This window comes from Streptomyces sp. NPDC014734 (assembly GCF_043083325.1).
Classification (GTDB): domain Bacteria; phylum Actinomycetota; class Actinomycetes; order Streptomycetales; family Streptomycetaceae; genus Streptomyces.
In genome coordinates this window covers 112,554-136,532 of the sequence record NZ_JBIBYN010000017.1, presented here as the reverse complement: position 1 = coordinate 136,532, position 23,979 = coordinate 112,554, and the positions used below count along the sequence as shown (strand labels likewise).

General features: G+C 72.9%; 21 protein-coding genes. 8 read left to right on the top strand and 13 right to left on the bottom strand.

Annotation, left to right across the window (positions count from 1 at the left end):
• Positions 1–23 precede the first annotated feature (23 nt).
• The gene (locus ACF1CT_RS25155; RefSeq protein WP_391786201.1) at positions 24–437 is read right to left on the bottom strand and encodes a hypothetical protein; all 414 of its coding nucleotides are present in this window, start codon (positions 435–437) and stop codon (positions 24–26) included.
• A 506-nt stretch (positions 438–943) separates the two neighbouring features.
• Here ACF1CT_RS25155 and ACF1CT_RS25150 point away from each other — a divergent pair.
• Entirely contained in the window at positions 944–1,735 is a 792-nt protein-coding gene (locus ACF1CT_RS25150) for an MBL fold metallo-hydrolase (RefSeq protein ID WP_391786200.1), read from the top strand.
• Entirely contained in the window at positions 1,732–2,352 is a 621-nt protein-coding gene (locus tag ACF1CT_RS25145) for a DedA family protein (protein WP_391786199.1), read from the top strand. The genes ACF1CT_RS25150 and ACF1CT_RS25145 overlap by 4 nt, the downstream gene beginning before the upstream one ends.
• A 55-nt stretch (positions 2,353–2,407) precedes the next feature.
• Here the strand turns inward: ACF1CT_RS25145 and ACF1CT_RS25140 are convergent, their stop codons facing one another.
• Together ACF1CT_RS25140 and ACF1CT_RS25135 are read right to left on the bottom strand one after the other, a co-directional pair.
• The gene (locus ACF1CT_RS25140; protein ID WP_391786198.1) at positions 2,408–3,664 is read right to left on the bottom strand and encodes an aminotransferase class I/II-fold pyridoxal phosphate-dependent enzyme; all 1,257 of its coding nucleotides are present in this window, start codon (positions 3,662–3,664) and stop codon (positions 2,408–2,410) included.
• 115 nt (positions 3,665–3,779) lie between these two features.
• Positions 3,780–4,631, bottom strand: a complete 852-nt coding sequence (locus ACF1CT_RS25135) for an SMP-30/gluconolactonase/LRE family protein (RefSeq protein WP_391786197.1) — start codon at positions 4,629–4,631, stop codon at positions 3,780–3,782.
• A 457-nt stretch (positions 4,632–5,088) separates the two neighbouring features.
• Between ACF1CT_RS25135 and ACF1CT_RS25130 the strand changes: the two genes are divergently transcribed.
• Both ACF1CT_RS25130 and ACF1CT_RS25125 read left to right on the top strand, forming a co-directional pair.
• Entirely contained in the window at positions 5,089–5,898 is an 810-nt protein-coding gene (locus tag ACF1CT_RS25130) for a methyltransferase domain-containing protein (protein WP_391786196.1), read from the top strand.
• A gap of 24 nt (positions 5,899–5,922) precedes the next feature.
• A complete protein-coding gene (locus tag ACF1CT_RS25125; protein ID WP_391786195.1) occupies positions 5,923–6,276 on the top strand; it encodes a VOC family protein in 354 nt (117 codons plus the stop codon).
• A gap of 105 nt (positions 6,277–6,381) precedes the next feature.
• Here ACF1CT_RS25125 and ACF1CT_RS25120 read toward each other — a convergent pair whose 3' ends face one another.
• Positions 6,382–8,361, bottom strand: coding sequence for a DUF5107 domain-containing protein (locus tag ACF1CT_RS25120; RefSeq protein ID WP_391786194.1), 1,980 nt, complete (start codon positions 8,359–8,361; stop codon positions 6,382–6,384).
• 223 nt (positions 8,362–8,584) lie between these two features.
• On the opposite strand from ACF1CT_RS25120, the gene ACF1CT_RS25115 reads away from it, so the two are divergent.
• Positions 8,585–8,938, top strand: coding sequence for a DUF6204 family protein (locus ACF1CT_RS25115; protein WP_391786193.1), 354 nt, complete (start codon positions 8,585–8,587; stop codon positions 8,936–8,938).
• A gap of 145 nt (positions 8,939–9,083) precedes the next feature.
• Here ACF1CT_RS25115 and asnB read toward each other — a convergent pair whose 3' ends face one another.
• From asnB to ACF1CT_RS25080, 7 genes are all read right to left on the bottom strand, one after another.
• Positions 9,084–10,931 (bottom strand): asparagine synthase (glutamine-hydrolyzing), encoded by a 1,848-nt coding sequence (gene asnB, locus ACF1CT_RS25110; RefSeq protein ID WP_391786192.1) that lies wholly within the window; start codon positions 10,929–10,931, stop codon positions 9,084–9,086.
• A gap of 476 nt (positions 10,932–11,407) precedes the next feature.
• Positions 11,408–12,067, bottom strand: coding sequence for a GNAT family N-acetyltransferase (locus ACF1CT_RS25105; RefSeq protein WP_391786191.1), 660 nt, complete (start codon positions 12,065–12,067; stop codon positions 11,408–11,410).
• 140 nt (positions 12,068–12,207) lie between these two features.
• Entirely contained in the window at positions 12,208–14,037 is a 1,830-nt protein-coding gene (locus ACF1CT_RS25100) for a CocE/NonD family hydrolase (RefSeq protein WP_391786190.1), read from the bottom strand.
• A gap of 200 nt (positions 14,038–14,237) precedes the next feature.
• Positions 14,238–15,182, bottom strand: a complete 945-nt coding sequence (locus tag ACF1CT_RS25095; protein ID WP_391786189.1) for an LD-carboxypeptidase — start codon at positions 15,180–15,182, stop codon at positions 14,238–14,240.
• On the bottom strand, positions 15,179–17,167 hold the full coding sequence (locus tag ACF1CT_RS25090; protein ID WP_391786188.1) for a prolyl oligopeptidase family serine peptidase: 1,989 nt from the start codon (positions 17,165–17,167) through the stop codon (positions 15,179–15,181). The genes ACF1CT_RS25095 and ACF1CT_RS25090 overlap by 4 nt, the downstream gene beginning before the upstream one ends.
• Positions 17,168–17,190: 23 nt before the next feature.
• On the bottom strand, positions 17,191–18,534 hold the full coding sequence (locus tag ACF1CT_RS25085) for a M20/M25/M40 family metallo-hydrolase (protein WP_391786187.1): 1,344 nt from the start codon (positions 18,532–18,534) through the stop codon (positions 17,191–17,193).
• On the bottom strand, positions 18,527–19,360 hold the full coding sequence (locus tag ACF1CT_RS25080; RefSeq protein ID WP_391786186.1) for a M55 family metallopeptidase: 834 nt from the start codon (positions 19,358–19,360) through the stop codon (positions 18,527–18,529). Before ACF1CT_RS25080 ends, ACF1CT_RS25085 begins: the two co-directional genes overlap by 8 nt.
• A gap of 402 nt (positions 19,361–19,762) precedes the next feature.
• Between ACF1CT_RS25080 and ACF1CT_RS25075 the strand changes: the two genes are divergently transcribed.
• From ACF1CT_RS25075 to ACF1CT_RS25065, 3 genes are read left to right on the top strand one after another with little or no spacing between them, the layout of a single operon-like run.
• The gene (locus ACF1CT_RS25075; protein WP_391786185.1) at positions 19,763–20,707 is read left to right on the top strand and encodes an ABC transporter ATP-binding protein; all 945 of its coding nucleotides are present in this window, start codon (positions 19,763–19,765) and stop codon (positions 20,705–20,707) included.
• Positions 20,704–21,684, top strand: a complete 981-nt coding sequence (locus tag ACF1CT_RS25070) for an ABC transporter permease (RefSeq protein ID WP_391786184.1) — start codon at positions 20,704–20,706, stop codon at positions 21,682–21,684. Before ACF1CT_RS25075 ends, ACF1CT_RS25070 begins: the two co-directional genes overlap by 4 nt.
• Positions 21,685–21,733: 49 nt before the next feature.
• Positions 21,734–22,147 carry a GntR family transcriptional regulator gene (locus ACF1CT_RS25065; RefSeq protein WP_391786183.1) on the top strand — a complete coding sequence of 138 codons (414 nt, stop codon included), beginning with the start codon at positions 21,734–21,736 and terminating at the stop codon, positions 22,145–22,147.
• Positions 22,148–22,410: 263 nt separating this feature from the next.
• On the opposite strand, the gene ACF1CT_RS25060 is transcribed toward ACF1CT_RS25065, so the two are convergent.
• Together ACF1CT_RS25060 and ACF1CT_RS25055 are read right to left on the bottom strand one after the other, a co-directional pair.
• Positions 22,411–23,283 (bottom strand): alpha/beta fold hydrolase, encoded by an 873-nt coding sequence (locus ACF1CT_RS25060; protein WP_391786182.1) that lies wholly within the window; start codon positions 23,281–23,283, stop codon positions 22,411–22,413.
• A complete protein-coding gene (locus ACF1CT_RS25055) occupies positions 23,280–23,945 on the bottom strand; it encodes a TetR/AcrR family transcriptional regulator (RefSeq protein WP_391786181.1) in 666 nt (221 codons plus the stop codon). Before ACF1CT_RS25055 ends, ACF1CT_RS25060 begins: the two co-directional genes overlap by 4 nt.
• Positions 23,946–23,979: the final 34 nt, after the last annotated feature.

Genomic DNA, 23,979 nt, shown 5'->3' with positions numbered 1-23,979 from the left:
CCACCCGGCGGGGGCCGGGGCGGTCAGCAGCCGTCGTAACCGGCGGTGGGCATGGAGAGCCTGCGGTGCACGCTCGCTTTCGTGCCGGCGTTGTACGGGGGCTCGTCCAGTCCCACGACCTCCAGGCGCACACCGCGCCGCTCGCACTCCGCGGCGAATTCGGGAACCGAGGTGAGGGCCCGGGCCAGCACCCGGTCGTTGGCGGCGACGAACACCTCGACGTCGCCGCTCTCGACATCGCTCCACAGGGCGTGGTGATCGGGGCGCAGCCCGTAGAAGCGGAGCTGACGGGTGACGACGTAGCCCTTGTCGGCGGCCCAGCGGGCACACATGTCGTGCTGGCCGCGGGTGTCCACGAGGAACGGATCGCTGTCGAGTTCTTCCAGGGGTGTGAGACTGGCGATGGCCGCCACCCTGACGTCCGCTGCGTCCCCCATGACCGTTCTCCCCGTGCTCGTGCCGCGGCGGGCAAGGTCTGCCCGTCGGAAAGCGGCGTCCGGTGCGTGCCCCCGGTGTGCCGGACGGCAGTCCTCGTACGGGACGTACTCGGGCTTTCGGCCGGTGCGGCGAGAACGCGTGCCGGGCGTCACAACAAGGTGAACGTTGCCCGCCCCGGCGCCAGGCGTACCGGCGACCCTACCTCTCCGGCCCCTGCGCAAAAAGGCGCGCGTCGGTACGGGAGGAGCGTGTGACACCGGGCGTAACCGCCGCATACTCCGGCGCGCCGGGGCGGACGCCGGTGGCGGAGGGCGCACGCGGGGTGGTCCTCCAGCGCGAAGACGACCCCTGCGATCCGCGCGCACCGGGGGCACCGCCGTGCGACGGAGTCCGGCGACGACGGGGAGCCACTCGTCCGGTCCTCCCCTCGCATTAGGCTCGGCCGTCGGAGCCGAGGAAGGGAATCGGAGCCGAAGCGAGAAATGTGGGAACGAGGAGGCGCCGCGTGCCGGTGGAAGTCACCTGGTGGGGCCATGCCACCTGCACGATCGAGGACTCCGGGGTACGTGTGCTGACCGATCCGCTGTTCGTGCGGAGGCTGGCGCACCTGCGGCGGCGCCGCGGTGAACTGCCCGGCCCGGAGGCCGCGGTCGCCGATGTCGTGCTCGTCTCGCATCTGCACGCCGACCATCTGCACCCGCCGTCGCTGGCCGGGCTGGCGCCGGGCACCCGGCTCGTCGTGCCGGTGGGCGCGGTGCGCGCCGTGCCGGGGCTCCGGCTGCTGCGCTCGGTGCGCGGACTGCGGATCACCGAGGTGGCCCCGGGCGACGAGGTCCGGTTCGGCGGGGCGCACGGAATCCGGGTGCGCGCGGTTCCGGCGCTGCACGACGGCAGGCGGCTGCCCTTGGGCACGCACCGCTCCCCCGCGCTCGGCTATGTGGTCGAGGGCGAGGCGCGGACGTATTTCGCAGGCGACACCGGGCTCTTCGAGGACATGGCCCGCGCCGTCGGTCCGGTGGACGTGGCACTGCTGCCGGTGGGCGGCTGGGGCCCCTATCTGGGCCGTGGTCATCTGGACGCGGGGCGGGCCGCCCAGGCGCTGGTCCGGCTGGCCCCCCGGTCGGCGGTGCCGGTGCACTACGGCACGTACTGGCCGATCGGGATGGACGGGGTCCGGCCGCACGAGTTCCACGCGCCGGGTGACGAGTTCGTCCGCAAGGCGGGGCTGCTGGCGCCGGAGGTGGCCGTGCACCGGCTGTTCCACGGCGAGCGGGTGCGGCCGGAGGCCGCCAGGTGATCCAGGAGGTCGTGCGGCAGCTTCCCCCGGAGTCGACGCAGCAGGCCGTGGGCTATCCGTCCCTGTTCCTGCTGGTGGCGCTGGGCTCGCTGGTGCCGGTGGTGCCGACGGGTGCGCTGGTGAGTTCCGCGGCGGTGGTGGCGTTGCACCAGTCGTCCCCGTTCGCGCTCCTGATCGTCTTCGCGGTGGCCTCGGCCGCCGCGTTCCTCGGCGACGTCTGCCTGTACTGGCTGGGACAGCGCGGGGTGCGGTCGAGGAACGGCTCGAAGTGGCTCCGGACGATCCGTGACCGGGCCGCTCCGGAGCGGCTGGCGCAGGCACAGCGGAAGCTCGACGAGCACGGTGCGGTGGTCCTGGTGCTGTCCCGGCTGGTACCGGCGGGACGGATTCCGGTGATGCTGGCCTGCCTGCTGGGGCGGATACCGTTGCGCAGGTTCGCCCGCGGCGACGTGCCGGCCTGTCTGGCGTGGGCCGCGACCTACCAGCTCATCGGCATACTGGGCGGTTCGTTGTTCCCCGAGCCGTGGCAGGGCGTGATCGCCGCGTTGGGCCTGACGCTGCTGGTCAGCGGGGGCCCGGCGGCGTGGCGCAAGGTGCGGGCCCGGTTCGGCGACTGAGCGGCCGCCCGTGGACGGGACGCCGGGGGCACGGGGCCGCCGTGGGCGGACCTCCTCAGCGGAGACCGGCGAAGACCGCCGTGAAGGCGTTCAGGGCCCCGACCACGTGCGGGAGGTCCAGAGGGTCCGCCGCGGCGAGCGACCGCGTCCGCTGTTCCGGGGTGGTCCCCACCAGCGCCCCGGTCCCGAGCCGTACGCGCAGCGCCCCCAGTTCGTCGCCGAACCGGTGGCCTCCCGGTGCCGGCGCCCCGAGACGTTCCGTCAGGTACTCCTCCAGTTCCAGGGAGTCGGTCACGCCTCTGTCCGCCAGGCGGGACCTGAGCGGTTCCAGGTCTGCGTAGAGGTGGCGTCCCGCCTGCGGGGGCCTGGCGAGCGCGCCCGCCGCGAGGACCGCGCGGTGGGCCGCCGCTCCGAGCCGGGCGTGGAGCGCGGCGGAGCGCCGGGTCCGCTCCGTGACGGAGTCCGGCTCGCCGAGCGCGTGGGCGGCGGCCTCGGCGACGGGCCCGGCGACGTGTGCTCCGAGCGCGGTGAGGATGTCGAGGGTGCGGGCGTGGTGCACCGCCGACCGCCCGGTGTCCGGGAACCTGGCGATCGCGACCGGCCAGGCGGACGGGGTCAGGGCCCCGGCGAGGTCGCAGACGACCGTGACGTCGTCCGGGCACATCTCGGCCGGGCTCAGCAGGACCGTGTCGCGCGGCCGGTGCAGGGTGTCGCGCCAGGTCTCGTCGCTGACGACGTGCAACCCCTCGGCGACCGCCGCCTCGCACGCCTCGCGCACGAGTTCCGGCGGCGCCACGGTGGCGGTCGGGTCGTCGACGACGGAGATCAGCAGCAGTCGGGGCCTGCCGCCCTCGGCACGCACCCTGCGCACGGTCTCCAGCAGCGCGTACGGATCTGGCACACCGCCGCACTCGGCGGGCGTCGGCACCTGGTAGGCGGGGCTGCCCAGCAGCCGGGCCTGCGGGATCCAGGTGGCGGCGCAGGGGCGCGGCACCAGCACGTCACCGCCGTGGGCCGCGATCAGCGCGAGCAGCAGCGGGGAGGTGCCCGGCGCGGCCGCGACGTGCCCCGGTCCGCCGTGCAGGCCGCGTCGCGCCCAGTAGGCGGTGGCCGCCGTGCGCAGGGCGGCGCCGCCGCCGGTCGGTTCGGCGGCGTCACGGCCGGCCGCGCCGGCGAGCACCCCGGCGAGTTCGGGCAGGACGGGCAGGCCGGGGCCGGGGAGCGGCGGTCCGTATCTGACCGGGCCGTGGTCCTCCCGAACGGCGTGGGCCTCGCCTCCGCGCGCCGTCCGTCCGGTCCTCTCCCGTGCCATCCGGGCCTCCTTCACCGCCGCCCGCCGCCGTACCCCCGCGCTCAGGGCCTTTATACGAGGGTTCGGCGGGCCCCGCCCGCCCGGCGGGGCACGGACGGGTGCCGAGGGTCCGGAATCAGCCTGCGAAGGGCGTCCCCGGCATGCCGTGCCCCGCGCCCGGCAGGACCAGCAGCGCACCGGACATCGGATGCGGGGCGGCAAGTCCGGACCGTGCCGAGGTCACGTAGAGGTCGCGCAGGTCCGCGCCGCCGAAGGCACAGGCCGTCGGACGCCGCACCGGCAGCTCGACGATCCGGTCCAGGGAGCCGTCGGGCGTGTAGCGGCGTACCGCCGAGCCGTCCCACAGAGCCACCCAGACGGCTCCGTCGGCGTCGACGGTCAGCCCGTCGGGGAGGCCCGCGCCCTCCTCGACCGTGGCGAACGGCCTCCGGTTCACCGCGTGCTCGCCGTCGAAGTCGAAGACGTCGATACGGCGGGTGGGTGTGTCGACGTAGTACATCAGCCGCCGGTCCGGACTCCAGCCGGTGCCGTTGCTGCACGCCACCACGGGCAGCACCGGGGTGACCGCGCCGTCGGGGGCGACGCGGACGAGGCTGCCGCCGGTGGCGGAACCGTCGTAGCTCATGCTCCCCGCCCACAGCGCCCCGTCGGGGGCGACCGCCGCGTCGTTGCCGCGGCGGCCGGGCCGCGGGTCGTGGACCAGCCAGTCGAAGGCGCCGTCCCGGTCGTACAGGCCGATGCCGTCGCGCAGGTTGACCACGAGTCCGCCGCCCGCGCGCGGCTTGGCCGCGCCGACGTGCTGTTCGGTGGCGCGCACCGTACGACGGCCGCTCGCCGGGTCGTAGGTGTGCACGCGGGCGGAGAGGATGTCGACCCAGATGAGCCGGCCGGTGGCCGGATCCCAGGTCGGGCCCTCGCCGAGCTCGGCCTGTTCGGGGACGGCCACGTCCAGACGCGCGGAACTCATGTGTGCTCCTCGTGGAGTCCGACCCCGCCGGGGTCATCGGCGCCGAAGGTCCGCGGGTGTGGCCGCTCCTTCGTGCGTCCGTACCGGCGGATGGCGGGTGCGGATACGGAGAGTCCGGCCCTGGGCCGGAATCATGATCGCAGCGTAATCACCTCGTGCGCGCACCGGCAACGGCGAGGGCGCGCGGCCGGGCCGCCGTCCGTGTCCCGGCGGACCGCCTCCGGCGTCTGCACCGGGGCCGGGAGACGTGCCGGCGCGATGCCCGGGGCCGGCTCCGCACCGGTCGGCGCGAGGTCGTGCCGCCCCCCCCTGGACAGCGCCCGCCCGGCGCATCAGGATGCTCATATCGCGAGACACGTATCTCAATATTCGGCACAGACGCGTACGGTGTCGATGCCGGTCAGTTCTTCGCACGGCCCGCATCCGGGCAACGCGCCCCGAGGAAGGATCCACCGTCATGCCGAAGGAGACCGCCGTCTACACACACGGCCACCACGAGTCGGTGCTGCGCTCGCACCGCTGGCGCACCGCCGCCAATTCCGCGGCGTACCTGATCGACGGACTCCGTCCCGGCATGTCCGTGCTGGACGTCGGCTGCGGGCCCGGCACCATCACCGCCGACCTCGCCGCGCTGGTCGCGCCCGGACGGGTCACCGCGGTCGACACCACCCGGGAGATCCTCGCCCGAGCAGCCGAGGCCGCGGCCGAACGCAACCTGGACAACGTCGAGTTCGCCACCGCCGATGTGCACGGCCTGGAGTTCGCCGACGACTCCTTTGATGTCGTCCACGCCCATCAGGTGCTCCAGCACGTGGGGGATCCGGTGCTCGCCCTGCGCGAGATGCGGCGCGTCTGCCGACCGGGCGGCATCGTCGCGGTCCGCGACAGCGACTACGCGGCGATGGCCTGGTACCCCGAGGCCCCGGGCCTCGACGCGTGGCAGGAGCTGTATCGCCGGGTGGCCCGTGCCAACGGCGGCGAACCGGACGCCGGTCGCCGACTGCACTCCTGGGCGCGGCGCGCCGGCTTCACCGACATCACCGCGACCGCGGGCACCTGGTGTTTCGCCACCGAGGACAGCCGGGCCTGGTGGAGCGGGCTGTGGGCGGACCGCACGACCGGCTCGGACTACGCGCGGCAGGCCGTGGAGGGCGGCCACGCCGACGCCGAACAGCTGGAGGCGATCGCCACGGCCTGGCGCGAGTGGGGCGCGCGGGACGACGCCTGGTTCATGGTCCCGCACGGCGAGGTGCTCTGCCGGGCCTGATATCCGCCAACTACGCTGTTGCGCATGGACATTCTGGGAACCACGCTGCGCATCTGCGTCGACGACCTGGAGGCCGCCACGGCCTTCTACGAGGACCTCACGGGCAGTTCCGCGCTGCGCTTCGAGCGCGGCGGGGTATCGGTCGCCGCGATCAGTTGCTTTCTGCTGATGAGCGGGCCGGAGGCGGAACTGGAGATCCTGCGCAAGGTCACCGCGACGATCGCGGTCAAGGATGTCGACGCGGCACACGCCTCGCTCACGCGGGTCGGCGCCCGGGTCATCGCGGGGCCGTTGGCGACACCGGTGGGCCGCAATCTGATCGCCGTGCACCCGGACGGCTCCGTCTTCGAGTACGTGGACCGGAACCTGGCTGGATGACCCGGTCCTCGCCCCGGTCACGGCCGCGGCGGACGAGACGGACGGAGGCGTCGGGCACGGTCCGGCCCACGCACGCGCCGGGCGTGCGCCGGACCGTGTCCGGTGTCACGCCCCGGGTCGCATCCGGTAGTTGTAGTGGTCCGGGATCGCCTCGTCGGTGAGTTCGGCCCAGACCTCGTCGAGGACTTGGGCGCCCTCGCGCAGATCGGCGACCTCGAAGCCCTCGTCGAAGACGGCCCGGGCCGCTGCCCGGTCGCCCTCGGCGATCGACAGCCGGGCCTCCAGCAGCCTGAAGCGGCCCCGGCGGCGGATGCTCCCGGGCAGGGCGGACCACACCGCCCGGGCCGATTCCGGCCGCTCGGCCGTCAGCAGCGCCTCGATCGCCTCACGGCCGAGCGCCGTCGTGGCAGCCGTCCAGGCCTCGTCGTGTCCGTCGCCGTCGGGACGTTCCGCGCGCAGGGCGTCGAAGGCCTCGGTGTACAGATCGGCGGCCCGGTCCCGCTGGGCGCCCTCCGCGGCGGCGACGGCCAGGCAGCGCAGCAGCGGCCAGCGGGACACCGCCCGGGCCAGTCCGCGTTCCCAGCTGCGGACCGCCTGCGCGCGGTCGCCCGCGTGCCACTGCGCGACACCGAGGTGGTATTCGGTGAGCGGGTCGGCGGGGGCGGTCTCCAGCATGTCGCGCCAGTGGGTCGAGACCAGGGAGGGGCCCGGCGGAGTCGGGAGGGGCGGTCCCGGGAGAGTGCCCTGATCGAGCAACTCCAGCCAGGGCCTCTGCTGTTCGCCGAGGCTCGCTTCGGGGAACGGCGTGCCGGGAAGGTGGTACGCGCCCCGCCGGACCTCCAGGGCGCCCCAGCCGGATCCGGTCGCGAGCCACTCGCCGGGCTCGGCGTCGGCGCGACCGCGCCAGGCGGCGTACGCGGCCTCGACATCGGCGCGCGGCAGCGCCTCGGCGAGCCGCCGCTCGGCCTCGGCGCGGGCCGCGGCCCAGTCGTCGCCGTGCACCGCAGCGGGGTCGGCGGACAGCGGCCCGTAGGACTCCAGCCAGCTGAACTCCCCGCCCGGTTCCAGGGGTACGTGTTCAAGCTGGGTACGGGCGAGTCCGGCCTGTATCTCGGCATAGCCCGCGGTGCCCGGTTCGGTGAGCCATTCCTGCCAGCGCCGCCCGCCCGGGCCGCTGCCCCACAGGAACAGCTTGCGGCCGCGCAGCAGGTCGGTCGACGTCTGGACGAGTCCGTGCCCGTCCCCGTCGAGGGCGGCGATCCAGCGGCGGGCGCCGTCGGGCACCTCGTAGAAATAGTCGGCGGGACAGTCGCCGCGCCACGGGTACGTGCGGTCGGCCGAACCGGTCCCGGGGACGGGGACCCGGGTCAGGGTGCGTTCGTAGCCGAAGTGCCATGCCTCGTCGGCCGGGGCCAGGACGCGGGTGTGCTCCCCCTCCGGGACGGCGGTGTTGGACCACCAGTAGACGGGCGCGGTGTGCTCGTGCGGATTGCGTATCCGTACGCCGACGTGCAGGAAATCGGAGTCCCCGGGCAGCCACAGGTCCACCTGGAAGGGCAGGTCGCGCAGCCTTTCCCACTCCCAGAGACGGAGCATGTCGCCGCCGTCGGGGGCGGCCACCCGGGCGGCGTGCAGCGGCGCGCAGGTGAGCGTGGTGTGGCCGGTGGCACCGATGTTCCATTCGATGCCGCCGGAGAACCAGGCACCGTTGAGCGCGAAGTCGGCGGGCTGGAGCACCGGATTGGTGTAGAGGAGGTCGCGGCCGGTCGGCTTGTGGTGGAGGGAGTGGATCCGGCCGCCGAGTCCGGGCAGGACGGTGGCCCGCAGCCGGTCGTTCTCGATGACGACGGCGTCCAGTCGGGCGGGCACGCGCTCGCGTCCGTATCCGTCGAGGACCCGCACCGGCAGCACGGTGCTCAGCGGTGCGCGACCGATCTGGCGTGCCATGTCGCGTGGCAGTCCGGCCCGGTCGCGGTCGTCGATCACGTGCGTCCCGTCGAGCGGGCGCAGCGCGGGCAGCGGGTTCTCCGGGCCCAGTGGCGCGGCGGGCAGAGTCAGTACGGCACGTCGTACGGTCGTGGCCAAGGCAACCTCGTTCCCTCGCACGGGCCGCCGCGGTCCGGGCGCCCCCCGATGACCATGGAACACGCTGGACAGCCGTCCGGCCAGGGGCGCACCCCCCTGACTTCGGGACAAGGGCGAAAATCACAGGGCGGCCGGCCCGGCGATATTCCGGATGCGTTCCGCTCCCGGCTCCGTACCCTTGGCTCCCGACGGTTCACGAGCAGAGCGCGGAGTGGCACACACGATGAGCACACAGCACACCTACCGAGTGATCGTGCGCGGCACCTGGGACGGCCTGACGGACGGGGCACGCGCCCGGCTGCTGTCCGAGGTGGACGAGCACGGCCTGAGCGCGATGCGGTTCACCGAGGAGGGATCGCTCGCGTACGACCGTGTGCTGAAGCACTTCAGCTTCCGGTTCCTGGTCGTGTCGGACGCCGAGGACGGCGAGGAGATGGCGTCCGTGATCGCCGAGGACCGGGCCGAGGCGCTGCTGAGGCGGGATGGGTTCGGCCATGGCGAACTGCGTTCCACCGCGACCGACATGGACACCATGAAGATCAACCGCAAGGGGCGGCCGTCTTCGGCCCCCGCGTGACACCGCGCCCGCGGGGCGGCCTCGTCGCTCCCGGTCGGGACGGCGACGCACCGCCTCCGCCGGTCCGGCACTCCGGCGGCGCGGGGCCGCCCCGGTCCGCGACGCGGCCGGGGCGGCTCCGGGCGTCCGCCCGGCGGCGGTGCGTTCAGCCGAGGTCCACCTCCGGCTCGTACATGTCGAGCCAGGTCGCGAGGTCGAGGGTGCGTTCCAGGCCCCGGCGGGACGCCGAGGTGATCTGGGGCGCTTCGTGGTCGGCCGCCTTCTGCAGCCGGTCGCGGTCGATCAGCTCGAAGACCCGGTGGTCCGGGCGCGCGAGCAGGTCGCGGGCGTGCTCCTGGAGCGCGACGGCGTACTTCGGGTCCTGGGTCGAGGGGTAGGGGCTCTTGGTCCGCTCGTAGACGGACCGGGGCAGCACGTCCGCGACGGCCTCGCGCAGCAGGCTCTTCTCCCTGCCGTCGAAGGACTTCAGGGCCCAGGGGGTGTTGTAGACGTACTCGACGAGCCGGTGGTCGCAGAACGGGACCCGCACTTCCAGGCCGACCGCCATGCTCGCCCGGTCCTTGCGGTCGAGCAGGACGCGTACGAAGCGGGTCAGGTGGAGATGGCAGATCCGGCGCATGCGGTACTCGAAGTCGCTCTCGCCATCGAGCCGTTCGATGCCGGCGACGGCGGAGTCGTAGCTGTCGCGGATGTACGCCTCCAGTCCGAGGGCGCGGTTCACGTCGTCGCGGAGCAGGCCCGCGTCCTCGCCGAAGTGCTCGGCGAACCGGACCAGCCAGGGGAAGGTGTCGGCGCGGCGGGCCTCCTCGTCGAAGAACTGGAGGTAGCCGCCGAAGACCTCGTCGGCCGACTCGCCGGACAGTGCGACGGTCGAATGCTCGCGGATCGCCCGGAAGAGCAGATACAGCGAGGTGTCCATGTCGCCGAGGCCCATCGGTATGTCCCGGGCGCGGATCATCCGGGCGCGGACCTCGGGGTCGGCGAGGGTCTCCGGGTCGAGCACGATGTCGCGGTGGACGGTGCCGGACAGCCGGGCCACATCGTGCACGAAGGGGGTGTCGGGGGTGGTGCGCAGCGCGTCGGCGACGAAGTTCTCGGTCCGGCCGACGAAGTCGACGGCGAAGGTGCGGACCTTCTCGTCGCTCTCGGCGAGCTGCCGGGCGGCGAGGGCGGTGACCGCGGACGAGTCGAGGCCGCCGGAGAGCAGGATGCAGCGGGGGACGTCGGAAACCAGCTGACGGCGCACGATGTCGTCGAGCAGCGACCGTACGGTGGTGATCGTGGTGTCCCGGTCGTCGGCGTGCGGGCGGGTCTCCAGCCGCCAGTAGACGTGCCGGCGCAGGCCGCCGCGGTCCACGGTGACGACGGTGCCGGGCTCCACCTCGAACATGCCGTCCCATACGGCGTGCCCGGGGGTCTTGACGAGACTGAACAGTTCCCGGAGCCCGTCGAGGTCCACCCGGGGCCGGACCAGCGGGTTGGCGAGGATGGCCTTGGGCTCCGAGCCGAAGAGCACGCCGTCGGGCGTCGGCCAGTAGTAGAAGGGTTTGACGCCCATCCGGTCGCGGATCATGACGAGCTTGTCGTGGCGGCTGTCCCAGAGCGCGAAGGCGTACATGCCGTTGAGCCGTTCGGCGACGGACTCGCCCCACTCCAGATAGCCGTGCAACACGACCTCGGTGTCCGAGTCCGTGACGAACCGGTGTCCGCGGGCGCTCAGTTCGCCGCGCAGCTCGGTGAAGTTGTACGCCTCACCGGAGTAGACGAGCGCGATCTCGCCCTCGGGCGTGGAGACGGCCATGGGCTGGCGTCCGCCCGGCAGGTCGATGATCGCGAGCCGACGGTGCCCGAGGCCCGCGTGCCCGGCGGTCCAGGTGCCCCGGTCGTCGGGGCCCCGGCAGGACATGGTCTCCGTCATCGCGTCCAGCGTCGCGGTGTTCTCGGCTGCCCGTAGGTCACGGTCGAAGGAGACCCAGCCGGCGATGCCACACATACGCGTCCTCCCGATTCGGTCCCGACCGGGATGGCGGTACTACGCACGGTGACGCCCCCGAGGAGCGGCGTGCCGAGAGCGAGAACCCGGCAGAAACCAGTTGTATTAAGCAGCTATATGACGAGCCTCTGCCCGGGAGTGCGTACGGTCAACACGAGCGTCGCCTCGACGCGGACGGCTCCTCACAGTTTCGGCCGCCGCTTTTCCGTTTCTATACGGAGTACCGAGCTCCACGTCCCGCGCGGGCGGCCCGTCGGGGCACGGGAGGATGCCGATCCGGCCACGGGCAAAGACTTGCCCAACCCGGTGCGCCCGATGGGGTGGGCCCGGGACCGGTTCCGGCGGCCTCGGCACCCGACCGGGCGTGCCGGACGGGCTCACGGCCGGACGGGGACGGCCGCCGGGCCGGTGGGGCGGTCCGGGTCCGCCCCCGGCGTGGTGCCCCGTTCACGGTGGGTGAGGGGATCGCGTTCCGGTCAGCTCGCCGCCGGCCTCGGCATCCCGGCCGTGATCGCCCACCGTTCGTGGTCGCGCCAGGCCCCGTCGATGAGGAGGAAGTCCGGCGAGAAGCCCTCGTGGCGGAATCCGGCCCGGCGGACGAGGGCGAGCGAGCCCTCGTTGGCGGGCTGGACGTTGGCCTCCAGACGGTGCAGGCCCAGGGGCCCGAAGGCATGGCGCAGCACCAGTTCCAGTCCTTCGCCCATCAGGCCGCGACCGGCGGCATGGGAGAACGCGCCGTAGCCGAGGGCCCCGCAGCGAAATCCTCCCCGCACGATGTTGTTGATGTTGATGAACCCGGCGATCCGGCCGTCGGCGGTGCGCTCGCCGCTCCCGTGCGGAGGGTCCGGGCGGTCGCCCCTCCCCGCCCCTGTCACCCGGCCCCGTTCGCCCGCGGGCACGTGCGTGGGTGCGTGTGCGGCTTCCCGTTCGCAGACCAGGAAGCCGGCCTTCGTCGGGTCGTCGGTCAGCCGTCCGGCGTACACGGCGTACGCGGCGGTGTCGGTGGGCGGGAACAGCCATGGGTGGTGCAGGTCCCGGCTCTCCCGCGCGCGGGCGGTGAACTCCTCGGCATCCGCCGGGCCGTAGGGGCGGATCGCCGCGCGGCGGCCTTCGGCCAGGTAGTCGGTCTCGGGCATCCGGGCAGTCTATTGAGGGCTGTCCCGCAACCCGTGGTGGATCGGCGCGCGTCGCCGGAAGCGGTGCGGGAGTTCTTGGGACGACCCCATCCGCGCCGGACCCGGCCGTCGGCCGCCGCGCCGGCGCGGCGACGCGCGTCTCACTCCTTCCCGGCGTCCACCACCGGAAGTTCCAGCACTCCGGTGTCCCCGGGGGCGCTGACCACCGTGACCGGCTTGATGCCGCGGTTGCCCGCGTAGGCGCTGTCGCTGGCGGCGATCGCGAATTCGAGCCGGTGTCCCGCCTCGTAGCGGTGGACGATGCCCGGCAGCCGCACGGTGAACGGGCGGGTGACGTCGGGAACCCGCACCGGGGCGACCAGCCGGTTCACCAGCGTCCTCGTGCCGTCCGGAGACACGTCGTACACCTTCGCGAACAGGACGAGCTTGTCGGCGGCGTCGCCGCTGTTCTGCACGCGTTCCGTAGTCGGCGAGAGGACCTTCAGGGTGGCCTTCGGTGTCCCCACGACGTCGAGGGCGGAGGTCAGCGGGGCACTGGTCCAGCCGAGGTAGGTGCCCTGGGTGTCGTACGGCGCGGGGTCGGGCAGGCCGATGAGGCCGGCCAGCGAGCTCTCCGAATGGCTGGTGGGAACCGGCCAGTTGACGTACCGGCGGCTGCCCCGGGTCACCTGGGAGCGGTGGTCGACGAGCTTCCCGTCGCCGGAGAGGTACATGGTCCGGCTCGGGGCCGGCACATCGGCGGCGGTGCCGTAACCGCTGTGCCAGTCGCGGTAGTAGGCGAATTCCGGTCCGGTGTCGGTGTGCGTCCGGTGCCGGAGGTAGCGGTCGAACCAGGCGAGGACGCGCTGTCCGACGTAGCTGGTCTCCAGATTGCCCTTGCCCAGGTCGAGTTCGCCGGGAACCTGGCCGCCGCTGTGCCCCCAGGCCTGCCAGATCATCTTGGTGGTGGTGCCCTGCGCCTTGAGGGTCCGGTAGGTGGCGGTGGCCTCGTTGAGGTTGAACAGGCTGTCGTCCTGGCCCTGGACGAGCAGGGTGGGCGCCTTCACCTTGCCGAGGTGGCCGGCCGGCGAGACGCTGCGCGCGTAGTCCAGCATCGAGGCGGTGCGGTCCGCGGGGAAGCGGCCGGAGTTGAGCAGCCGGATGGTGTCGCAGGCGCGGGTCGCGAAGTGGAGGCAGGTGAGGTTGTTGAACCGGGAGGGGTCGAGGCTCGCGTTGAGGATCGTCTGCCCCTCCCCCATCAGGTAGAAGCCGTCGGTCCACTGCCACTTGAAGACGCCGACGGTGCCGGAGGAGACTCCGGCGCGGGTCGCGGCGTTGTTGGGGGCGAGCGCGTAGGCGAGGTCGTTCCAGGTGATCAGGGGTACGAGGGCGTCGACACGCGGGTCGACGGCGGCGGTGGCCATCTGGACGGCGCCGCCGTACGAGCCGCCGATCATGCCGACCCTGGGGTCGCCGCTGCCGTCCCGGGTGACGTAGTCGGCCCCGGTGCCGTCGTCGGCCGGGCGCGTCCCGGCGAGGAAGTCGATGAGTGCGGAGGCGGCCCGCCCGTCGGTCTCCGGGTCGTCGAGTGTGATGAGGCAGCCGGACTTGCCGAAGCCCAGGCCGGAATAGACGAGGCCGACGTAGCCGCGCTCGGCGAAGGCCCTGCCGATGGCGTCGGTGGTGCCGTCCGACTTGCTGCCGCCGAAGCCGTTGGTGGCGAGGACGGCCGGTGCGGGGTGCCGCGCGTCGACACCGGCCGGGCGGTACAGGTCGGCGTCGACGGCGCACGAACGCCCGCCGGTCTCCACGGTGAACGTCAGTGGTGTGACGGTGTACGGGGCGGTGCCGGCGGCGGTCGCCTCGGCCGCGCCCCCGAGGACCAGCGGTGCGGCGAGCGCGGCGGCGGCCACGGACACGCCCGACCTCCGGGACAGCGTCCGGTAACCGGAGCCGGGACGGGAAACTGCACCTGACACGGGGACCTCCACACCGAGGAACTTACCGACCGGTAAGAACTGGACCGCGCTCATGCTGTGATACGCGTCATAGCAGTGTCAACGTCCGGGCCGCCGTTTCCTGAAGGGTGCTCAACTTCTTCGCGCTTCACGCCCCGTCCGGACCACAACGGACCGCACCGGACCGGTTCGGAGCGGTCCGGTGCGGTGTCGGCGCGATCCCGTACGGGCGGTCAGACCAGGGCGGGCACCTCGGTGACGAGGGTGGCGGGGCCGCCGTCGGCGGGCGCGTCCAGCACGGCGGGGACACCGAGCGGAATCGTGAGCGCCGTCGTTCCGTGCCCGAAGCCCAACTCCTCGACGACGGGCACGCCCAGCGTGCCGAGCCGGTCGGCGAGAACCGTCCGCACCTGCTCGTACGGTCCGCAGCCCGCCCAGGAACCGCAGGCCACCCCGGAGATCCCGGCGAGCGCGCCGGACCGCAGCAACTGGGTGAGGACGCGGTCGATGCTGTACGGGTCCTCGGTGGTGTCCTCGATCATCAGCAATCCGCCCCGGGCGGTCGTCCGGGCGTGCGGGGTCCCGATGTCGGCGGCGAGCAGGCTCACGCAGCCGCCGTAGGTGACGCCGCGTGCCCGTCCGGGGAACAGCGCCCGCGCCCCGGGCAGACCGAGGGTCCGGACCGACTCCGGTTCGAACAGGGTGGCGCGCAGCGATTCCTGGGTGTCCGGGTCCTTGAGGAAGGTCTCCGTGCCGACCATCGGGCCGTGCAGGGTGACGAGTCCGGTGTGCCGGGCGAACGCCTCGTGGAGCACGGTGATGTCGCTGTAGCCGACGAACACCTTCGGCCCGGCGGCGCGCATCGCCTGCCAGTCGACCAGGTCGGCCATGCGGTGCGCGCCGTATCCGCCGCGGGCGCAGATCACCGCGTCGACCGACGGGTCGCACCACGCGTCCTGGAGGTCCCGCGCCCGCGCCCGGTCCGTACCCGCCAGGTAGTCCAGCTCCGGGTGGACGTCACGGGCGTGCGGTGCCACCACCGGCTCCAGGCCCCAGCGGCGCAGGATGTCCAGGCCCGCCTCCAGGCGGTCGGCGGGAACGGGCCCGCTGGGCGACACGACGGCGACCCTGGCGCCCGGGCGCAGTCGGGCCGGGCGGGTCAGGGGTTCCGGGGTCACCGCTTCAGCTCCAGCCCCGGCACATCCGGACAGTCGAAGCCGAACGTCTGCCCGTACAGGGAGAGTTCGGCCTCCAGCGCGCGGATCAGGGTGTCGGCGCGGCGGAATCCGTGCCCCTCCCCCTCAAAGGCGAGATAGGCGTGCGGGACGCCCCGTCCCTCGATCGCGGCGAGGAACCGCTCGCACTGGACGGGCGGGCAGATCGGGTCGGCGAGCCCCTGGAGCAGCAGGAACGGGGTGGTCAGGTGCTCGGTGCGGCTGACCGGTGAGCGTTCGCGATAGCGGTCGGGAACGTCGGCGAGCGGGCCGACCAGGGACTCCAGGTACCGCGACTCGAAGTCGTGGGTCTCGCTCGTGCCCCAGCCGGTCAGATCGAGGATGGGGTAGATGATGGTGCCGCAGGCGTAGACGTCGGTGCCGGTCAGCGAGGCTGCGGTGGTCCAGCCGCCGGCGCTGCCGCCCCGGATCGCGAGCCGTCGCGGGTCGGCCGTCCCCTCGGCGGCGAGTGCCCCGGCGACGGCGGCGCAGTCCTCCACGTCGACGACGCCCCACTGTTCGCGCAGCCGGTTGCGGTAGTCGCGGCCGTATCCGGTGGAGCCGCCGTAGTCGACCTCGACGACGCCGATGCCGCGCGAGGTGAAGTAGGCGATCTCCAGATCGAGCACGAGCGGGGCGTGTCCGGTCGGTCCGCCGTGGGCCCAGACGACGTACGGCGGCAGTTCGCCGTCGGGGCCCGTGCGGTCGGGGCTGCGGGGCGGGTAGACGTGGGCGTGGATCTCCCGGCCGCCGGGGCCGGTGAAGGTGCGGTCCTCGGGGCGCGGGTAGTACGCCGGGTCGACGGCGTCCTGGTGCGGGGAGCCGATGACGCGGGTGCGGCCGGTCGTGGTGTCCAGCTCCACGACCTCGTGGGCGCTGTGCGGGCTCGCGGCGATGCCGGTGATCCGGCTGCCGTGGACGGCGAGCGTGTCGGCCCAGTCCGTCCAGGGCCCGGCGACGTCGGCCAGCTCGCCGGTCTGCGGGTCGAGGACGCCGAGCGTGGTGGTGCCCCGACCGTGGACGGTGGCGATCAGGCCGTTGTCGAGCGGGCGGAACCATTGGAGGCCGATCTTCCAGAGCGGTCCGGCGAACTCCTCCCGCCGGGCGCAGAGCGCGACGGCGCCGCCCTGCGGGTCCACGCGGTACAGGTTCCACCAGCCGCTGCGGTCGCCGGCGAACAGCAGACGTCCCTCGGCGTCCCATTCGACCTGCGGGATCGACTCCTCGGGGCCGCCCGCGACGCTCCGGACGTCCCGGAAGACGCCGTCGTCGGCGATGTCCGCGAGCATCACCTCGGTGCCGTCCCACGGCATGCGCGGATGGTCCCAGGCGATCCAGGCCGCCTGCCGCCCGTCCGGCGAGAGCCTGGGCCCGGTGACGAACCGGTGGCGGTCGTCGGTGAGTTCGCGTACCGCGGAGCGGTCGTCGGCCGCCGATCCGTCCAGCGGCACGGCGGCGATCACCCGGCGCAGCTCGGTGGGGCCGTCGCCGGTGAACTCCTCCAGGACGCACCACACCTCGCCCCGCTCGCCGCGGTCGGGGTGGACCTCCGGGTCGACCCAGCGCAGTCCGCCGCCGACGGCGCAGAGCGGTGTGAGCGGCCGGGGCCCGGCGGACCCGTCCGGCTCGTACGCGTACAGCCGCTGGTCGGCGAAGTCGACGAAGACGACGAGGGGGCCGCCCTCGGCGCGGACGGCACCGGCCCACGGCCGTCCGCCGTACTCGATGACGCGGCTCCGTACGTTCCACGGAGCGGGCAGCACACCGGCGCGGCTTCCGTCCGCGCGGCGGCGGACCAGGGCGCGGCGGCCCGACTCGGCCGGGCGCGGTTCCGTCCACCACACCTCGTCGCCGACGGTGCCGACGTACTCGGGTCGTCCGTCTTGCGAGGCGGCGAGGGCGGCGTCGATCGGCGACGGCCATGTTCCGTAAGCCCCTGTGGGCAGCATGTTTCGAATCCCCCTGTGGCGGGTCAGGCGGTGCGCAGGTAGTGGTCGAGGACGCGGACGCCGAAGTGCAGCGCGTCCACCGGGACGCGTTCGTCCACTCCGTGGAAGAGCGCCTGGTAGTCGAAGCCGACGGGCAGCCTCAGCGGCGAGAACCCGTAGCCGGTGATGCCGAGCCGGGAGAACTGCTTGGCGTCCGTGCCGCCCGACATGCAGTACGGCACGACATGGCCGTCCGGGTCGAAGCGTTCGATGGCGGCGCGGAGTTTCGCGAAGGTCGGCGAGTCGACCGGGGCCTGCAACGGGACCTCGCGGTGGTGGAACTCCCAGTCCACGTCGGGTCCGGTCAGCCGGTCCAGGGTCTCGTGGAACTCGTCCTCGCCGCCGGGGAGCATCCGGCCGTCGACGAAGGCGGTGGCGTGGCCCGGGATCACGTTGACCTTGTACCCGGCCTCCAGCATGGTCGGGTTGGAACTGTTGCGGACGGTCGGCGCGACCAGGTCGGCGGCAGGTCCGAGCTTGCCGAGCAGTTCGTCGACGTCGAAGCCGGGGGCGTCGAGGTCCGGGTGGATGCCGTGCAGTGCGGCGAGTTCGGTGAGCGCGGCGCGGACGGTCGGGGTGAGGCGGACGGGCCAGGTGTGGTCGCCGATCCGGGCGACGGCCGCGGCGAGCGCGGTGACCGCGTTGGACCTGTTGACCTTGGAGCCGTGCCCGGCCTTGCCGTGCGCGGTGAGTTTCAGCCAGGCGGTGCCGCGTTCCCCGGCGGCGATCGGGTAGAGCGGCAGGTCCCCTCCGGCGTGGAAGGTGAAGGCCCCCGATTCGCTGATGCCCTCCGTGCAGCCCTCGAAGAGCGGGGCGTGCCGTTCGGCGAGGAAGCCCGATCCGTCGTCGGCGCTGGCCTCCTCGTCGGCGGTGTAGGCGATCACGATGTCGCGGCGGGGGCGGACCCCGGCCCTCGCCCAGGACCGGGCGACGGCCAGGACCATGGCGTCCATGTTCTTCATGTCGATGGCGCCGCGTCCCCAGACGACGCCGTCGCGGACCTCGCCGGAGAAGGGGTGCACGGTCCAGTCGGCGGCCTCGGCGGGGACCACGTCGAGGTGGCCGTGGACGAGGAGGGCGTCGGCGGACGGGTCGGTGCCCTCGATCCGGGCCACCACGTTGGTGCGCCCGGGGGTGCGTTCCAGCAGGGTGGGTTCCAGTCCGGCGTCGGCCAGCCGTTCGGCGACGTACTCGGCGGCCGGGCGCTCGCGGCAGTCGCCGCCGCCGCGGTTGGTGGTGTCGATCCGGATCAGTTCGGAGGTGAACGTCACCACTTCGTCGAGCGCCCGCGCGTCGACGGTCTCCCGGGGGTCGGTCGGCTCAGCCATACTGTTCCTCCACGGCGGACGACACGAGCGTGGTCACCGCCTTGAACGTGCGAATGCCTTCGTACATCGTCGGGCTGGTGTAGCTGACCCGCCGCTCACCGCTCGGCGCCACGCCGGGGACGACGGTGGCCGCGCCCGCGAGGTGCTCGGCGTCGAACTCCAGCTCCACGGTGAAGGGGCCGCCCTCCACCGGTGCGTGGCGTACGGCCAGCGCGGTCGCCTCCTCGGCCGCCGCGCGGATGTCCGCGGCGGTACGGGCCGGGGTGCGGCAGACGGCCGCGTACCGGGACACGTAGTCCTTGACCGCGACCTTGCGCGCCGCGGGCGCGTAGCCCTCGGCGTCGGCGCAGGTCAGGTCGTCGCCGGTGACGAGGACGACCGGAACGCCGTACTCCGCGACGACGTGGGCGTTGAGCAGTCCCTCGCTCGCGCGGACGCCGTCGAGCCAGACACCGGTGATGGAGTTCGCCAGGTAGGTGTGGGCGAGGACCCCTTCCGTACCGGCCCCGGTGTGGTAGCCGACGAACGCGATGGCGTCGACGTCGCCGTGCTGGACCCCCTCCACCATGGACAGGGACTTGTGCCGGCCGGTGAGCATCTGCACCCGGTCGTCGAGCCGTTCCAGCAGGAGGTTGCGCATCGACCAGTGGGCCTCGTTGACGAGCACCTCGTCGGCGCCGCCGTCGTAGAAACCGAGCGCCGCCGCGTTCACGTCCGAGGTGAACATGGCACGGCACCGTTCCCACTGGGGGCTGCCCGGCAGCACATCGGCGGGCCAGGTCACGCCGGTGGCGCCCTCCATGTCCGCGCTGATCAGGATCTTCATGTTGAGTCCGTCTTCTTACAGGTCAGGGACTGTACGGGCCGGCTGTGGCACCTGTTGCCGACCTCGTTTCGCAAGATCGCTGAACAGGCACTCAACTCGGCGCCCCCATACAAGCATCCATGCAGGCCGGCCGTCTCCCCTCCTGCGTCGCCGGACGGCTCCCCCCTGCAGCGCCGACGCGCGACGTCTCCGGCGCCGCGGTCGACGGAACCGGTGATCCGACCGGCCCCGGGCCCCTTGCGTGACGGTTGCCGGGCCGGGTCGCAGCACCACGGCCGGACAGCCGGAATCCCGGGCATCCCGCACGTCGCCCGCCCCCGGCCCCCACGGGTCCGCCTTGACAGCACTCCCCCGCCAAGACCATGATTCCATTAATTGACTAATGGAATTGAGGCGAAGTGCATGGCAGACGCATCCACTCCGGACGACGCGACGGGCGCCTGGGCTCTGGAGGCTCGCGGTCTGGGTAAGCGGTACCGCCGCGGCTGGGCGCTGCGCGACTGCTCGTTCCGGCTGCCGGCCGGACGGATCTGCGGTCTCGTGGGTCCCAACGGGGCGGGAAAGAGCACTCTGCTGGGGCTCGCCACCCGGCAGGTGCAGTCGACGGAGGGCGAACTCCGCATCTTCGGCGTTCCGGTGGACAATCGCGCGGTGATGCCGAGGTTCGCGTTCCTCGGACAGGACAAGCCGCTGTTCAAGGGCTTCACCGTGGCGGAGACGCTGCGCATGGGCAGCGAGCTGAACCCCAGCTGGGACATGGCCGCGGCTCGGCGGATCGTGCGGGCGGGCGACATCCCGATGAGCGCCCGGGTCGAGACACTCTCCGGCGGCCAGCGCACCCGCGTGGCCTTCGCGCTCGCCTTCGGCAAGCGGCCCGATCTGCTGCTGCTCGACGAGCCGATGGCCGACCTGGACCCGCTGGCCCGGCACGACATGAGCACCTTGCTGATGTCGGAGGCCGTCGAGCGCGGAACCACCGTGGTGATGTCCTCGCACATGCTGTCCGAGCTGGAGGACATGTGCGACTACCTGCTGGTCCTCTCCGGGGGCAAGCTGCGGATGGCGGGTGACGCGGACGCCCTCGTCCCGGCGCACGCACTGGTGACGGGGCTCGCCGCCGAGGGCGACCCGATCGCCGCGCTGGCGCCCCACACAGTGATCGAATACCGCGTCCAGGGACGGCAGTTCCAGGCACTGGTACGGCCGAACGGCCCGATGCCCGCGGACTGGGTCGTCGCCGAACCCAGCCTGGAGGAAGTACTTCTGGCGCATCTCCGCTCGTCGGACGCGCCGCCGTTGTTCACACCCGGCGCCCGCGTCGACGCCGAAGGGATCCACACCTCATGAGCTCCACCCTCACCGACACCGAGAGCTCCAGGACGGACCGGGAGCCCGGACGCCGCCTGCTGGGCGGGCTGAACTGGCTCGTCGCACGCCAGCACCGGACCGCGCTGCTCGGCATCCTCGCGGTGGCGGTCGTCGGCGCGGGCTGGCTCCTCTACCAGCGCGGCAAGATGATCCAGGTGCTCGAAGCGGCGGGCTGGCCGGACAAGGAGCTCGCACAGCCGACGTTCTCTTCCGGAGGGGTCAGCCTCACCCTCAGCGCGCTGGGGACCCTGCCGGTGATCCTCGCCGTCTTCCTCGGCGCACCGCTGATCGCGGGCGACCAGGAGCACGGCACCGCGCAGCTCGTCACGACCCAGTCGGTGTCCGGGCGCCGCTGGCTCGCGGCCAAGTTCGTCTGGTGCTACTCGGCCGTGCTCCTGGCCGGTGTCGTGCTCTCGGTGATCTTCACCTGGTGGTGGAAGCCGTACCGCTCGGTGTTCTCCAGCCGGTGGTCGGAGGGGACGATCTTCGACAACACCGGCCCGATGCTGCCCGCGTTCTGTCTGTTCCTCACCGCCGCCGGCATCGTCATCGGTCTGCTGCTGCGCCGTGTCCTCATGTCGATGGCGGTCACCTTCCTCTTCGCGGTGTTCTTCGAGGTCGCCTGGGGCGAGGTGCGCATGTACCTGGCGCCGTCGCGCACGCTGGCCTACCCGCTGGAGGCGGACCAGCCCGCACAGCTGAACGAGTCGTACGAACTGGACCGCTGGATCGGCTCGGCCGACGGCCACCTCTACGGCTGGGGGTTGTGCTCCAAGACCTCCGAGGCGGCCTCGGACGCCTGCGTGAAGGAGCACGGGATCGTCAACAACGTGTTCGAGTACGTCGGATTCGACCAGATGCCGGCGATGCAGTGGACCGGGGCGGGCATCCTGCTCGTGGCCACCGCCGCGCTCACCGCGTTCGCCCTGTGGCGGGTCTCGCGTCGCCCGCTCTGAGGCACGCCTCCACAGTGTGGTCACATATGGTTTCGGCAGTCCGACGGAGGTGAAGACAGTGGTCGTATTCCGCATCGACAAGCGCAGCGGAGTGGCTACGTACCTCCAGATCGTGCGGCAGGTGGAACAGGCCCTGCGGATGGGGGCGCTGGAGGAGGGCGACCGGTTGCCGACGGCCGCTCAGGTCGCGGCGGACACCAGGGTGAACCCCAACACCACGCTCAAGGCCTACCGCGAGCTGGAACGTGCGGGCCTCGCCGAGGTGCGGCAGGGAGCGGGCACCTTCATCACCCGCTCCCTCGTACCGGCGCAGACGGGCTCCGAATCGCCGTTGCGCGCGTCGCTCGCCGTGTGGCTGGACGAGGCGCGCTCCCAGGGCCTCAGCGCCCAGGAGGCGAGCGCGCTCTTCGAGTCGGTCCACGCGGCGGTGTATCCGGTCGAGTCGGCCCGGCCGGCCGGCTGAGGGACGGTCGGCACGGCCCCCCGACAGGCCCCGGGACGGCGCCGGAGACCGCGGACGGCCGGGCACACCTCCAGCGAGGTGTGCCCGGCCGTTCTCATGCCACCGGGCAGTCGCCGGGGACACCGTCGGTCCGCTCGCGCAGCGGGTCGGCGTGGCCGTTGCGGCGGGACGTACTCCTGCAATCGTCACCAGCTACACCGGTGAAGGCCGACAAGACGGCCGCGGGTGACCGGCCGGAAGGTCTCGGCGAGGCCCCGCCCCGTTCAGTCGAGTTCCCGCAGGAGTGTTTCCGGGTCCTCCACCAGGAACAGGTGGCCGCCGTCGGGGACGATCCGCAGCTCGGCCCCGTCGATCCGCGCGTGCGCCCAACGCGCCACCTCCACCGGAACGTTGCCGTCCGCGTCGCCGTGGATGAACACGGTCGGCACGCGGACCGAGTCCAGCGCGTGCGGCAGCGGGCGGGCGTACCCGGCCAGGTCGGTCAGTGCCGCGTCCATGCCCTGGCGGCGCCCCTCGGCCGTGTCCAGTTCGGACAGCGCCCGGAACTCGGGGGTGCTCATGATCAGCCGGTCGGCGCGGGGCCAGGCGTCGAGGTTCGCCTCCCTGCTGCGCATCGGCCTGAAGACCCCCGTTCCCGCGAGCATCGCGCCGCCGACCGGTGGGGCCCAGCGGATGATGTGGTTCAGCCACTTCACGATCGGGATCCGGCGCGCGTAGGTCTCCTTGGGCGCTCCGGGGACGGCGGCGGAGGCGAGGATCAGCTTCTTCACCCGCCCCGGGTGGGCCCGGGCCGCGGACAGCGCGTATCCGCCGCCGCCGGAGATCGCCACGAGCGTCGCCCGTTCCCGGCCGAGGTGGTCGAGCAGGGCCAGGAAGTCGTCGTTCCAGCGGTGGAAGCCGCGTCCGGGGACCGGATCGGTCTCGCCGTACCCGGGGCGGTCCGGGAAGACCAGGCGGACACCCGCGTCCGTCACCGCCCGCAGCAGCGCGACGCCTTCGTAACGGCTCCCGGGAGTGCCGTGCAGCACGATCACGGGCTCGGCGGCGGGGTCGCCGTACGAGCAGTAGGCGATGCGGCGTCCACCGGGGGCTTCGATGTGGACCGTCTCGGGCGGTTCGGGCAAATCGTGCGTCATCTCTGCTCCTCGTGCGGTACAGGGGCGGCGGCAGCGGCGGCGATCCCGCCGATGACGAGGTCGAGGCCGTAGGCGAACCGGCGGTCGTAGTCGTGGTGTTCGACGAAGACCGACATGGCCCGGCGTTCGGGTGGCAGCGGGAGCCGCTCCGGACCGTCGCGACCGAGCCGGATCGCCACGTGTCCGGTGACGAAGTCGTGCAGGGCGCCGTACGCGTACACCGCGGCCCGCTCGTCGAGCCCGGCGGCGCGCAGGGACGCGACGACCCGGAGCGCGGCGTCGTCCGCGCCGGGGCCCACGAGGGGGGCGCGGCGGTGCGCCTCCAGCACGACGGGGTGGCGCATGAGCAGGTCGTGGAGCTCGTTCGCGAAGGTGCGCAGGACGGCCGGCCAGTCCTCGGGCCAGTTCACCGAACGGGTCGCCTCGCCGACGATCCGGGAGACCAGCGCGTGCCGGAGCGCGTCGACACCGCCCGTCGTCCGGTGGATCGCCATCGGGGACACCCCCAGCCGGTCGGCGACCGCGCGGAAGGTCACCGCCTCCAGCCCCCCGTCGTCGGCGATCCGGGTCGCGGCCTCCAGGATCGCGTCGTGCGAGACCGCCCGGGGACGGCCGCCCCGCGCAGTGCCCGCCTTGTCGGCGCTTGCTTTGTCGGCACTCATGCGTCCACCATATCGATACGCGTAACGAAACGAC

What these genes read in the sequence shown, in the direction of transcription:
- ACF1CT_RS25155 (WP_391786201.1), bottom strand. Translation starts at nt 437, where the DNA reads ATGGGGGACGCAGCGGACGTCAGGGTGGCGGCCATCGCCAGTCTCACA.
- ACF1CT_RS25140 (WP_391786198.1), bottom strand. Translation starts at nt 3,664, where the DNA reads ATGGCACGGGAGAGGACCGGACGGACGGCGCGCGGAGGCGAGGCCCAC.
- ACF1CT_RS25135 (WP_391786197.1), bottom strand. Translation starts at nt 4,631, where the DNA reads ATGAGTTCCGCGCGTCTGGACGTGGCCGTCCCCGAACAGGCCGAGCTC.
- ACF1CT_RS25130 (WP_391786196.1), top strand. Translation starts at nt 5,089, where the DNA reads ATGCCGAAGGAGACCGCCGTCTACACACACGGCCACCACGAGTCGGTG.
- ACF1CT_RS25125 (WP_391786195.1), top strand. Translation starts at nt 5,923, where the DNA reads ATGGACATTCTGGGAACCACGCTGCGCATCTGCGTCGACGACCTGGAG.
- ACF1CT_RS25115 (WP_391786193.1), top strand. Translation starts at nt 8,585, where the DNA reads ATGAGCACACAGCACACCTACCGAGTGATCGTGCGCGGCACCTGGGAC.
- asnB (WP_391786192.1), bottom strand. Translation starts at nt 10,931, where the DNA reads ATGTGTGGCATCGCCGGCTGGGTCTCCTTCGACCGTGACCTACGGGCA.
- ACF1CT_RS25105 (WP_391786191.1), bottom strand. Translation starts at nt 12,067, where the DNA reads ATGCCCGAGACCGACTACCTGGCCGAAGGCCGCCGCGCGGCGATCCGC.
- ACF1CT_RS25090 (WP_391786188.1), bottom strand. Translation starts at nt 17,167, where the DNA reads ATGCTGCCCACAGGGGCTTACGGAACATGGCCGTCGCCGATCGACGCC.
- ACF1CT_RS25085 (WP_391786187.1), bottom strand. Translation starts at nt 18,534, where the DNA reads ATGGCTGAGCCGACCGACCCCCGGGAGACCGTCGACGCGCGGGCGCTC.
- ACF1CT_RS25080 (WP_391786186.1), bottom strand. Translation starts at nt 19,360, where the DNA reads ATGAAGATCCTGATCAGCGCGGACATGGAGGGCGCCACCGGCGTGACC.
- ACF1CT_RS25075 (WP_391786185.1), top strand. Translation starts at nt 19,763, where the DNA reads ATGGCAGACGCATCCACTCCGGACGACGCGACGGGCGCCTGGGCTCTG.
- ACF1CT_RS25070 (WP_391786184.1), top strand. Translation starts at nt 20,704, where the DNA reads ATGAGCTCCACCCTCACCGACACCGAGAGCTCCAGGACGGACCGGGAG.
- ACF1CT_RS25060 (WP_391786182.1), bottom strand. Translation starts at nt 23,283, where the DNA reads ATGACGCACGATTTGCCCGAACCGCCCGAGACGGTCCACATCGAAGCC.
- ACF1CT_RS25055 (WP_391786181.1), bottom strand. Translation starts at nt 23,945, where the DNA reads ATGAGTGCCGACAAAGCAAGCGCCGACAAGGCGGGCACTGCGCGGGGC.